The 13,798-nt window shown below is 59.1% G+C and carries 3 protein-coding genes; 1 reads left to right on the forward strand and 2 read right to left on the reverse strand.

All coding sequences use genetic code 11. The annotated features are described in order from the left end of the window. Window positions 1–81: 81 nt before the first annotated feature. Entirely contained in the window at window positions 82–12,570 is a 12,489-nt protein-coding gene (locus ACIP1G_RS08475) for a cadherin-like domain-containing protein (protein WP_400735432.1), read from the forward strand. Window positions 12,571–13,035: 465 nt separating this feature from the next. Here the strand turns inward: ACIP1G_RS08475 and ACIP1G_RS08480 are convergent, their stop codons facing one another. Beyond that, the gene (locus ACIP1G_RS08480; RefSeq protein WP_400735434.1) at window positions 13,036–13,476 is read right to left on the reverse strand and encodes an MAPEG family protein; all 441 of its coding nucleotides are present in this window, start codon (window positions 13,474–13,476) and stop codon (window positions 13,036–13,038) included. Next, a complete protein-coding gene (locus ACIP1G_RS08485) occupies window positions 13,473–13,787 on the reverse strand; it encodes a DUF2834 domain-containing protein (protein WP_400735435.1) in 315 nt (104 codons plus the stop codon). Before ACIP1G_RS08485 ends, ACIP1G_RS08480 begins: the two co-directional genes overlap by 4 nt. Window positions 13,788–13,798 lie beyond the last annotated feature (11 nt).

The following is a 13,798-nucleotide window of genomic DNA, read 5'->3' on the forward strand; positions in this document are numbered from 1 at the left end:
ACAGGCGGCGCGGATGTCTACGAGTTCAATCTGGGCGATGGTCAGGACCTGATCCAGGAAGATGTTTTCACCACCACCTTGATGACCGATGTACTAAAATTCGGCCCCGGCATTGCCGCCAGCGACATCCTGGTCAGCAAGAACGGCATGGACCTGGTGCTCGCCCACCACAATGGGGTGGACCGGGTCACGGTGCAGAACTGGTTCCTGCCCCCCCCCATCGAGAACAACACCCAATACCAGGTCGAGCGCATCGAGTTCACCGACGGCACAGTGTGGACTGCCGCTTCAATTGGCAACAACCAGGTGCCAACGGTAGCCGAACCGATCGCCGATCAAGCTGCAGTGGAGGACCAGGCATTCACCCTGGTGGTGCCCCTCTCCACCTTCGCTGATGCGGATGCCGGCGACACCCTGCGCTATACCGCCAACCTGGCGGACGGCTCGGTGCTGCCCACATGGCTGCATTTCGATGACGCCACACGTACGCTAAGCGGTACCCCGGCCAATGCGGATGTGGGCACACTGAGTGTTCGAATCAATGCCATCGATAGCCTCGGCGCCAGTGTTGCAACTACCTTCATCCTGAGTGTGGCCAACGTCAACGACGCGCCTGTCGTCCTCAACGCCATCTCCGACCAGACGGCATCGGAAGGCCAGCCGTTCAGCTACACGCTTGCGCCGAACACCTTCCTTGATGTCGATGTCGGTGATTCACTGAGTTATGTCGCAACGCTGGCCGACGGCTCGCCTTTGCCGACCTGGTTGAACTTCAACCCGATTTCCCGTGAGTTTTCCGGAACGCCCAGCGCTGCTGATACTGGCACGTTGGCGCTGAGCGTATTCGCAACCGACCTGGCCGGTGCGAGGGTTGCCGACACATTCACCCTGACAATTCGCACCCTGAATCACGCACCGGTAGCTGCCGACCCCATCGAAGCGCAAACCGCAACGGACAGTCAGCCGTTCAGCTTCGTCCTGCCGGCAAGCACCTTTGCCGACCCGGACACAGCAGACACGCTCAACTACACCGCGATATTGGCTGAAGGCTCGGCCCTTCCGAGCTGGCTACATTTCGATGCCGCGACGCGTACCTTCAGCGGTACGCCGGATGATCCCGACATTGGCACCTACAGTGTCAGGGTCATCGCGACCGACAGTGCCGGCGCCCAGGCAAGCAGCGATTTTGCCCTGACCGTGGTGAACCTGCCCGAACCACCCAGCAAGCTGCTGCTTGATGTGTCGTCAGTCGATGAAAACGCTGCCGCCGGAACAGTGATCGGCACACTGTCGACCCTAGATCCCGATGCCGGCGACGCGCATACCTATCAGCTGCTTGACGATGCCAATGGCCGCTTTGTGCTGGTTGGTAAGCAACTGCAGGTGGGCAACGGTAGCCTGCTGGACCACGAAGCGGCAGCCGCGCACGACATCCAGGTGCGGGCCACCGACAGCACCGGCCTGAGCATCGAAAAAACCCTGAGTATTGGCGTCAACAATGTCAACGAGCGCCCCTCGACCATCACGCTGACCTCCACGGGTATCTACGAACTGGGCAGTGATGGCGAACAGGTGGGGACACTGAGTACCGAGGACCCCGACCATGACGCTCAATTCACTTACCTGCTGCTGGATGACGCTAATGGCCGCTTCTTGCTGCAAGGCAACACGCTGCTGGTAGCCAATGCCAGCCTGATCGACTTTGAAACCCATCCGACCCACAGCATAACGGTCCGCTCGACCGATCAAGGCGGACTCAGCGTAGATCAGGAATTGATCGTTACGGTTAAAAATGTCGATGGCGACCTGGTGGTCAGCCAGGTGGCCACCCGTTACCCGCTTTCACTGGCCAATACCGGAATGCCAATCGAGCTTGCCTGGACCATCACCAATCGTGGTGAGGCCCCACTTACCGGCACCTGGAGTGACCTGGTTTACCTGGATGATCCAGACACCCCTGAACTTGACCGCCTCATGGGCGAGTTCAGCTTTACCGGCACGCTCAACCCGGATTCACCGTTGGAGCGTATCCAGTCAATACAGATTCCGCTCGATGCACTGGGCGACTATCGTTTCGTAGTCGTGACCGATGCCGGCAATTCGGTACCCGAAGGTGGGCTGGGTGAAGCCAATAACGTGACGGCGGCAAGTTCACTGATCCACTTCAGCCTGCCCCCCACTCCAAACCTGGTTGTCGAGCGCATTACCGCGCCGACGGCTGTTTTTCAAGGCAACACGATCACCGTGCAATGGGTGGTGAAGAACACCGGCACCAGCCCGACCACCTCAGCCACCTGGACCGACGCTGTCTGGCTATCGACAGATGAGCAATTGAACACCGGAGCATTCAGCACCGATTTGCTCCTGGGGCATGTGCAAAACCCAAGCTACCTGGACATTGGCGAGTCCTATGTCAACCAGGCGACCTTTACCCTGCCGAACAATCTTCAAGGTAATTTCCATATCCTGGTACAGGCTGACTCCAGCAAGAACCTGCTTGAGATAGGCCACGAGGACGACAATCTGCTGGCCAGCCCAGTTGTCGACATCCAGCCTGTGCCACTGGCACAACAGTCCGATCTGCAGGTTGAGCTGGTGAGTGCACCGGCCCAGGCATTTTCGGACCAGGTGGTGAACATTCGCTACTCCGTCAGCAATGTTGGCGAGTCGCCTATTTCATTGAACTTTTTCAGTCCGGGTGGTGGCGGCCCGGGCTTGATACCGGCCAATCCATTTGCCGTGGCGTGGGTGTCACAGGTTTTCCTCTCGACGGACCCCGTGCTGGACGCCAGCGATGTACTTCTGCGCACGGTCGTGCAGACGTTCTATGCCCCTGACGGGTTCGGCTCAATTGGCAACGGCTCACCCATTTCCTTATTGCCGGCCCCGAATCATCAAAGCCTGTTTTCAACCAGCATGGATGTTGTGGTGCCGAGTGGTTATTCCGGCGACGCTTACTTTTTCGTCCGGCTCACGCCGGCGCCAGGCGTCAGCAACCCCCTGCAATCCAACGACAAGGCTTTTGACAGCGAGGCCACCCTGGTACGCCTGACTCCACCACCGGACTTGCTGCCAGTCTCCATCAGCACCGCCGGGCCGGCGGTCGCCGGACATGGTCTCAATATCAGTTTCACCGTGGCCAACAATGGCCTCACCGCCCCGGCAGTCAACGGCTGGTACGACACCGTTTACCTGTCCAGCGATACAACGCTCGATGCCGACGACATAAAACTGAGCCCGACAGATTTGCATCGTGCGGGCACCCTCAGTATCGGCGACCAGTATGTGCAGAATTTCACGGCCACTTTGCCCAACGGGATTGCCGGTAACTACTACCTGATTGTCAGCACCGACAATCGCAACCAAGTCTTTGAGCTGGATAATGCCAATAACATCCTGGTAGCCGCCCCGATCGATATCGTTTCCAGGCCCGCCGATTTGGTCGTCAGCACCGTCAGCACTCCAGCGTCCGTCCTCCAAGGCACGGGGCTGAGGGTCAACTGGACGGTGACCAACCAAGGTCTGGGCGACAGTATCGCCAGTGCCTGGGTAGACCGAGTCGTTCTGTCCAAGGATGCGGTACTGGGCAATGAAGACGACCGCACGCTGGCCCTGGTCCAGCATGCAGGCTTGCTGAATGCAGGCGAGGGTTATTCCGCCAGCACTATCGTTACCCTACCGGCCGAATGGACGGGTGATTCGAAGCTATTTGTCGTGACGGACGATGGAGCTGGTATTGAGCATGATCTTGTATACGAAGGTACCAACGAAACCAATAACGCGAGCGCTGCCACGGTACAGATACAACCCTGGCCCGCCGATCTTCAGGTTTCTGCAGTCACCACCTCGACCAGCGCCAATTCCGGGCAACCCCTTACCGTCCAGTATACGGTCACCAATCAGGGGCCCGGGCCGACCCATTTCATTGAGGGCAGACCATGGTTTGATGAGGTCGTGCTCTCGAAAGACACCATACTGGGCAACGCCGATGACCTGAGATTTTTCGCTGCCAGGCACGTCAACGGGCTGGGCGCGCAGCAACAGGAGCACCGCTCGGTCAATATTGACTTGCCCATCGACCTGCAAGGCGATTACTGGACGTTCGTGCGAACCGACACCCTAGAGGCTATTCCTGAGGGAGGGCAACTTGCAAACAACTCGGCGATCAGCGCCACGCTCACTACCATTACCCAGAGCCCTACACCGGACCTCGTCATTCAGGATTTACGCGCGACCGGTCCTGCTATCAGTGGCCAGAACATTACGGTCAACTGGAACGTCGAAAACCTGAACAATGCGCCGACGCAAAACGGGTGGCGACAATCCTTCTATCTGTCACTTGATGCGGTATTCGATCGAAGCAGCGACATTTTCCTGGGTTTTAACGATTATCCAACCTCACTGGCGGCAAACGGCACGGTATCGTTGAGCCAGAGCTTCCTGATACCCAAAGGCGTAGCGGGTCAGTATTACCTATTCGCCATGGTCGACAGTTGGAATGATATATACGAGCGTAACGCCGAGGCTAATAACGTCACTAGCGGTAGCCAACCGCTGCAGATTGCCTTGCCGCCGCCCGTGGACTTTACCCCCACGGCCATTGACGTGCCCTCGCTCGGAATTGCCGGCAACCTTACCCATATCAGCTACACCATCGCCAACCTGAGTGGCAATACTGCAAACGGGGCCTGGCTTGATACGGTGTATTTGTCCAAGGATAACGTCTGGGATATCAACGACACCCTTTTTGCCAGGGTCAATACCAATGGGCCAGTCAATGGTGGCAGCTCCTATTCGCAAACCGCCACTGGCGAAATGCCCGGCCTGCTGCCAGGCGACTATTACGTCATCGTCCGCAGCGATATCCGCAATCAGCAGACCGAAACCAATGAGGGCAACAACCAGCTGGTTTCCACCGCAACGGTCCATGTCGATGTGCCGACGCTGACCCCGGGAACCCCGGTCACCAACACTTTGCTGGACGCCGGCGTATACGCCAAACCACAAGCCGGCCAGGCCTTCTACAGGGTTGATGTAGCAGCAGGCGAGACGCTGAAATTTGCCTACGACAGCCTCGCAGCCAGTGGCCACACCGAGTTATATGTCAGCTATGGCCATCTGCCGACCCGCTCAGCGTTCGACTTTGCCTTTACGCTGGCAGACTCGCCGGACCAGGACCTGGTGGTCGCCAACACCCATGCCGGCACCTACTACATCATGGCTTATAGCCCGGATGCCAATATGGCCGGGCGGATCAATCCGCTGAGTCAGGAAATTGAGTATTCGCCAGTGCCCTATACCCTGACTGCCGACATACTGCAGTTTTCGATTTCAGACATTGGCACTCACGCCGGCAGTAACAAAGGCAAAGTTACCCTTCGCATCGACGGTGCCAAATTCTCCGAACAGACCACAGCTCAACTGGTGGGCAGTGATGGGGTAGCGCACAGCGCCAGCCAGGTACTGTGGAAGGACAGTACCGAACTATGGGCCACCTTTGACCTGACCGGCATGGCTACCGAAGCCTATGACGTCAAGCTGTCGGACGGCGGCAGGACCGCGCTGTTGAACGATGCGTTCACCGTTAATACCGGTGCCCTGGGCCACGTCGAATATGGCGTCGAGACGCCTTCGGCGCTGTTGGTTGGGCGTAGTGGCGTCGTGCGCATCGTTTACAAGAACGTCGGCGAGACGGACGTTACTGCTCCGCTGCTTAGCGTGTCCGGCAATGCGTTGCTGAAGCTACCGGAAGATGCCGAGTTCGGTGGCACCAGCCTGCAATTCCTGGCGATCAATGAAGAGGGGCCGGCGGGCATCTTCAGCCCTGGGGCCGAGGGTAGCATCCAGCTTTACTTCCGGCCGAATTTCAATGGCCGGGGCACAGTCAGCCTCGGCGTCTCCAGCATGACGCCGGATGAGGTCATCGACTGGAATGCGCAACTGGAGGCCGTAAAGCCAGTAGGCATCGACGAAGCCTCCTGGGCCCAGCTCAAGCTCAACCTCATTGAGCAACTGGGTAGCACCACCACCGACTACCAGAATGCCCTGGCCGAGAATGCCACGCGCCTGGATCAGCTCGAAGCGGTGAGCAACAACGTGGGTACTCTTTCCGGCATGGAGTACGCCCAGGCCACTGCCAACGGCGCCTTTTTGCGCCCCGCCACACCGGGCGCACTCGGTAACGGCCACACCTTCGCCTGGGATATTACCGCTACCCAACAGGCCAATGGCGATGTCGTGGTCCGGATGGGGAGCGTGCAGGTCATTTTTGTCCATCAGGCCGATGGCAGCTTTGTAGGCACTGGCACTGCGCAGCTCATGAACATTGGCAATGCCTACCTCCTGCGCCAGCAGGATGGTACCCAGACCGCGTTCAACCCGGATGGCAGCTTCAACAGCATCACCGACAGCAACGGGAACCAGCTGCTTGCCACCTACAACAGTGGGCTACTTAGCCAGGTTGTTGCCAGCAATGGCGATAGCCTGAGCTTCACCTACAACGCCGCAGGGCGCCTGACCAGCATGACCGACCAGGTGGGACATGCCGTCACCTATGCCTACGACGCCAGTAACACCCTGCTGACCGATGTCACCACCGCCAACGGCACCACCCATTACGACTACGTCACGACGCCGGGTGTCGCCTTCGGCATGGTCAGCACCATCACTCAGCCCGATGGCCTGGTGCAGCATTTTTCGTACGACGACCAGGGGCGCCTCAACCACTACAGTACCGGTTCGGTTGAATACAGCTACGCCTATGACAGCACCAATGGCGTCACGATCACCGATGCCAGTGGCGCGGTTACTCATCTGCTCCTCAACGAGCGGGGCCAGGTGGCGCAGATCGAAGACGCACAGGGCCATGTCAGCCAGTTGCGGTATGACGCCGACGGCAACCTGACCGGCATCGTCAACCCCGATGGCACCGCAAGCAGCTTCGTGTACAACGCCAACGGCAACCCGGTTTCGGTCCAGGATGCCCTCGGCGGACAAGTCCAGTTCAACTATGAAAGCGGTTTCGGAAAACTAGCCAGCGTTACCGACCAGCGTGGCAACGCCATCGGCTATGGCTACGATGATCACGGCAACCTGAGCAAGATTGCCTATGCCGACGGCAGCAGCGAAACCTACAGCTACGACGCCCAAGGTCATCTCACCGGCTCGCTCAATCGCAGCGGTGACGGTATCAGCTACAGCTACGACGCCCGCGGGCAGCTCATCACCAAGACCTATGCCGACGGCAGCAGCGCCAACTACACCTGGGATGCCCGTGGTAACCTGACCAGCGCCACCGACGCCGACAGCCACACCGTCTACCAGTACGACTCTGCCGACCAACTGATCAAGGTCACTGACGCCGCCGGTCGCTTCCTGAGCTACAGCTACGATACGGCAGGCCATCGCACCCAGATGGTCGACCAGGCCGGCCACGTCACCAACTACAGCTACAACGCTGACGGCCAGTTGGCCGAGCTGACCGACGCCACGGGCAACCTGATCGCCCGCTACAGCTACGACAACACCGGCCACCTAGCCCGTGGTGATAACGGCAATGGTACTTACACCACCTACCAATACGACACTAATGGTCACCTCACCCATCTGGTCAATTTCAAGGCCGATGGCACGGTCAATTCGCGCTTCGACTACAACTACGATGCCATGGGGCGCCGCACCGATGTCTCTACACTGGACGGCAACACCCATTACGACTACGACGCCATCGGCCAACTGACCGGAGTCACCTTGCCCGACGGCCGCCACATCGAGTACCGCTACGACGCCGCCGGCAATCGCGTCTCGGTCACGGACAATGGCACTGCCGAGAACTACGTCGCTAACAACCTCAATCAATACACCCAGTCTGGTAATGCTACCTTCACCTACGATGCCGACGGCAATCTGCAAAGCAAGACCGATAACGGCATCACAACCACCTATGGTTATGACACCGAGAACCGGCTGATCAGCGTTGCGACGCCGAGCGATAGCTGGGCCTATGAATACGATGCGCTCGGTAGCCGTATTGCCAGTGTGCACAACGGTATACGCACCGACTATCAACTCGACCCGACCGGTATGGTGAACGTGGCGGCGGAATACGATGCGGCGGGTAACCAAGTGGCCGTTTATAACTATGGGCTGGGACTGGAAAGCCTTAGTAATGCTGCGAACGGTGCTAGTTATTATGACTTCGATGCGATCGGTTCGACGGCGGGCTTAACCAACTCCAATGGCACCTATGTCAACCAGTATCGTTATTTGCCGTTTGGCGAGAATCTGATTGCCAGCGAAACCGTCAACAATCCGTTTGAATATTTAGGGCAATGGGGGGTGATGGATGAGGGAAATGGATTGAATTTTATGCGAGCGCGATTTTTTGATGACGCGCAAGGTCGATTTATTTCTTTAGATCCAATCAATGTATCTGGTGGAATGAATTTATACGGATACGTGATCAATGACCCAACTAATTGTATAGATCCGCTTGGCCTAAAGTTGACTCAGGCACAACAGCAATCGCTGGTAGATGCAGTAAATGACTGGATAAAATCGGGCGTTCCTTATCGAAGCGTTCCAGGAGATAACTTTTCAAAAGCAGGGGCGGATTGTTCAGGTTCAATTTGGGCAATATATAACCAAGCTGGCATTAATTTGGGAAAAAGCCCTATCGGCTCTAGTTCTTTCGGCGCAAGCCCCTATTTCGAGCCGGCAACAGGACCTCATCAAATCGGAGACATCGGTTACATCTCAGGCTCTCCAGGCCACGTTGTCTTATATGGTGGAAATTTGGCGGGGACGTATACAAATAATAAAGGACAATCGGTAGCGGCGGATGTTTGGCATGCGCCAGGAACCGGTAAGATTTTCCAAAACGGATATACGGGTTGGATTTTGAAAGCAAAAGGTCAAGATGAAATCGTGTGGTATCGGCTTAAGGATCTACCAGCCAACATCCCTACAACCCCCGAAACCACTAACACCATCCAAATCGTCGCCCCCTCCGACCCCAACGACATCCTCGGCCCAGACGGCTACGGCGAACAACATTGGGTCAGCAGCACCGATACCCTACCCTACACTATCCGCTTCGAAAACCAGCCCACCGCAACCGCACCGGCTCGCCTGGTCACCATTACGCTGGAGCTGGACAACGACATCGGAATAAACAGTTTCCGCCTCGGCAACTTTGGCTGGGGCGACATCGACATCCAAGTTCCCGAAGGCGTCGCCTTCTACGTCAACCGTATCGACCTGATCGCCAGCAAGGGCTTCCTGGTCGATGTCGTGGCGGGCATCGACGTTCAGCGTCACCAGGCCTTCTGGACATTGACGGCGATCGACCCGAACACCGGTGAAATACCTGACAACCCCCTGGTCGGCTTCCTGCCGCCCAATAATGCCGACGGCATCGGCGAAGGCTACGTGAACTTCAGCGTCAGGCCCGCTGCTGGCACCGCAACGGGGGCTGTGATCGATGCCAAGGCAACCATCGTATTCGATACCAACGAACCCATCGACACGCCGCCGATCTTCAACACCATCGACGCCCAGCTACCCACCAGCCAGATGGACGCTGCCGCCACAACCGGCAGCCCGGCGCTGCGAACCGTGCAAAGCACCGAGTTCGAAGTGAGCTGGCAAGGCGATGACGCTGGATCAGGCCTGGCGGGCTTCACGGTGTTCGTTTCCGACAACGGCGGCGCTTATACCCCCTGGCTGGAAAACACCACGCTGACCAGCGCCACCTATACCGGGTTGGCGGGGCACAGCTACGCGTTCTACACAGTAGCCAGCGACCATACCGGCAATACCGAGGCCGCGCCTGCCCAGGCAGACCTGGTAGTACAGGTGACAAGCACCGCCAACGCAGCACCCTCCGGCGCGCCCACCGCCACCTTGGCAAACGGCAGCGAAGATACGGCCTACATCGTCGCCAGCACGGCACTGCTGAGCGGATTCATCGATGTGGATGGCGATGCGCTTTCTGTCACCGAGCTGGTCGCTGACCATGGCACGGTGACCCGCAATGACGATGGCAGCTGGATGATCACCCCAGCCCCTGATTACAACGGCCCGCTGCTGTTGAACTATGTCGTCGTCGACGGCAAGGGCGGCAGCGCCAACGCAGTACAGCGCCTTGACCTTGCCGCGGTGAACGATGCCCCGACCATCACTACCACCCTGCTCACCGCCATCGCCGAAGACAGTGGCGAGCGGCTTATCACCCAGGCCGAGCTGCTGGCCAACGCAGGCGACGTCGATGGTGACGCCTTGACGGCCAGCGCCCTGACGATCGCTTCCGGCGGCGGCAGCCTGGTCGACAACCTGGATGGCAGCTGGCGCTACACACCCGCACTCAACGACGACAGCTCCGTCACGTTCAGCTTCACGGTCAGCGACGCCAGTGTGAGCACCACAGGCAGCGCAACACTGGACCTGACACCGGTCAACGATGCACCGCAGGCCATCCCCGATGCCCTGACGGCCACCCAGGACACACCGGTGACGTACACCGCAACGCAGTTACTGGGCAACGACAGCGACATTGAAGGTGATCCGCTGGTACTGGTTGCAGTTGCCAGTGGCGTGGGCGGCACAGTGGTGCTTGACGCCGATGGCAACGTCAGTTTTACGCCAACCCCCAATTTCGTCGGGGAAGCCAAGTTCAGCTATACGATCAGCGACGGGCATAGCAGCAACAGTGCGCTGGTAACCGTCACGGTGGCGGCGTCCAACATCAACACGGCGCCTGTACTGAGCACGCCTCTGGAGGACCGGAACATCGCCCTCGGTGCGGCCTTTACCTTCACCTTGCCTGCCAACGCGTTTACCGACCGGGACGGCGATACCCTGAGCTACACGGCGACAGCAGCCAATGCTTCTGCCCTGCCCACCTGGCTGCAATTCAATGCCAACACCCGAACCTTCTCCGGCACCCCCGCCATCCCCGATGCCGGGACGTACAGCATCCGGGTCACCGCCAGTGACCCGGATGGGCTGGCGGTGAGCGATGAGTTTCTGCTCGTCATCGCCCCGCCGCCAGGCAGTGTGTCAGGCAGCGATGCTGCCGATACGCTGGCCGGCACGGCGGGTGTTGACGTCATCTACGGCTTGGCCGGCGATGACCAGTTGATTGGCGGTGCAGGAAACGACCAGCTGGTGGGTGGCCTGGGCAATGACCTTCTGGACGGTGGTAACGGCAACGACAGGCTGTACGGTGGCGAGGGTGACGACCGCTATATCGTCAACGCCACGGGCGATGTCGTGGTAGAAAACGCCCAGGGTGGGCGGGACCTGGTCGAGGCCAGCATCAGCTACGTGCTGGGGGCTAATGTCGAAGATCTGCTGTTGAAAGGTACTGCCGGCCTTTCCGGCACAGGCAATGCGCTCGACAATGTGTTGACCGGCAACAGTGGCAATAATGTGCTGACCGGCGGCGCCGGCAATGACATGCTGGATGGCGGCGCCGGGCGTGACACCCTGAGGGGCGGTGAAGGTAATGACGTGTATCTGGTTGACGACGCTAGAGACACTGTGACTGAACTTGCCGGCCAGGGTACTGACATCGTCAGGTCTACCGCTGCTTCCTACACGCTTGGCAATAATGTCGAGAACCTTGTGCTTGTCGGTTCGGCCCTGTCCGGAACGGGCAACGGCCTGAACAACGTCATTACCGGCAACGCGCAGAACAACCTGCTTGACGGCGGTGCCGGCGCCGACACCCTGATTGGCGGTGATGGCGACGATACCTACACCGTCGACAATGCTGATGACCGCGTGGTGGAAACCACGCAGGGTGCTGTCGGCGGCATCGACACCGTCTACAGCTACCTGGAGAACGGCACCTTAGTGCTGGCCGACAATATCGAGAATGCCCGTATTTTTGCCAAGGGTGCATCGCATATTACCGGTAACAGCCTGGACAACCTGATCTACGCCGGGAACGGAGTCAATCACATTGACGGTGGCGCAGGCATCGATACGCTTGCCTATACCTACGCGCCGGTCAAAGGAGGCAAAGGCATCACACTCACGTTGAGTGAATCGAGTGCGACAACGGCCAGCGGCTCGTCCGGGGCTGACGTGGTCATGAGCATCGAAAACGTGATCGGTTCGAACTATGCAGACAACCTGACCGGCAGCCACGGCGACAACGTGCTTGATGGCGGCAAAGGTAACGATCAGCTGTTCGGCGGCGACGGCAATGACACCCTCATTGGCGGGCTGGGCAAGGATATTCTGACAGGGGGTGCAGGCGCAGATATCTTCAAATTCGGTGCGCTGGCGGAGATGGGCACCAGCAGTTCAACCCGGGATGTGATCACCGACTTCGAGAGCGGCATCGACAAAATCGACCTCTCTGCACTGGATGCCAACACCACCACCAGCGCCGACAACCCATTCGTTTCCTTCATCGCCGCCAACGCCGCCTTCACGGCAGCAGGCCAACTGAAGTTTTCAGCTGGCGTGTTGTACGGCAATACCGATGGCGATGCCGCTGCGGAATTCTCGATTCAGCTAACGGGAGTGACCACATTGACTGTTAACGACTTGATACTGTAGCGCCTGCTTCGCGGGCAAGCCCGCTCCTACACGTACCGCGCAGCCTGCGGGCTTACGCTGTACCCGTGTAGGAGCGGCTTCAGCCGCGAACACCGGCGCAGCCGGTGCCATCCACCGCGTTGCCTGCTTCGCGGGACAAGCCCGCTCCTACACGTAGCGCGCAGGCTGCGGGCCCACGCTGTACCGGTGTAGGAGCGGCTTCAGCCGCGAACACCGGCGCAGCCGGTGCCAGCCACCGCGTCGCCTGCTTCGCGGGGCAAGCCCGCTCCCACGTAGCGCGCAGGCTGCGGGCCCACGCTGTACCGGTGTAGGAGCGGCTTCAGCCGCGAACACCGGCGTAGCCGGTACCATGCACCGCGTTGGATTCTTCGCGGGCGCGCCCGCTCCCACAGAGGTCGCGTCGCGCTTACGAATTTATCCCTCTGCGCGACAGCGTTTTTCTACAGGTGGTGCGTATGCGGTTAGCTACAAGGGGACAAAGCCATGCATAACCCTTAGCGCGATGTCTGCACAAAATCCCAGCAGGCAGACAACTCCAACACCATAGAACAGCGTTCGCCACGGCTGCACACCCGCCAGATAGGCCCAGGTGTGCAGCACCCTGGCGACGGTGAACACGATGCTCAGCCACGCACCGAGAGCCGCTGGTGTTCCGAGAGCAACAGCCAGCCCGCCCAAGACGAAGAAGGCCGGGATGTTCTCCAGGTCATTGGCCCACACCCTGGCCGCGCGCAGCACCTGCGGGCGTTCCGCAGCCTGCGCGGCGCGCTTGAACACAGCGGCATCCTCCGGGTTGGTGAAAGCCAGGAAGCGCAAGCGGTGATAGCCCTGATAGCAGGACACCAGGAACATCTTGAGGAACAGCACTACCACGCACAGCCCATAGACCTGCAAGCCACTGCTCATGGCTGGCGCTCCCCGGCAACGCCTCTGTTCGCCAAATACAGCAGCGGCCCGAGTGAAACGAACACGGCGGTCAACAGCAGGTAGGGCAGCACCGAGCGCCCTGCGCTTCCTCGTGCACGGTTGTCTCTCACCATCCAGAGGCAGGCTAGCCCCGCCATCAGGTACAGGTCGATGACCACCTGGGCGGTGTCTGGCCGAGACATCAGTTCCAGCCCGAACGCCACCAGCGACTGCTCGGCAATCAGCATCGTCCAGCCGGTATACAGCAAAAACAGCACCAGCAACGCCAGCGCGCAGATACGCAAGGCCATCGTTCTCTCCT

Source organism: Pseudomonas sp. NPDC089392, assembly GCF_044749595.1.
GTDB lineage: Bacteria > Pseudomonadota > Gammaproteobacteria > Pseudomonadales > Pseudomonadaceae > Aquipseudomonas.

What these genes read in the sequence shown, in the direction of transcription:
- ACIP1G_RS08475 (WP_400735432.1), top strand. Translation starts at nt 82, where the DNA reads ATGACCGATGTACTAAAATTCGGCCCCGGCATTGCCGCCAGCGACATC.
- ACIP1G_RS08480 (WP_400735434.1), bottom strand. Translation starts at nt 13,476, where the DNA reads ATGAGCAGTGGCTTGCAGGTCTATGGGCTGTGCGTGGTAGTGCTGTTC.
- ACIP1G_RS08485 (WP_400735435.1), bottom strand. Translation starts at nt 13,787, where the DNA reads ATGGCCTTGCGTATCTGCGCGCTGGCGTTGCTGGTGCTGTTTTTGCTG.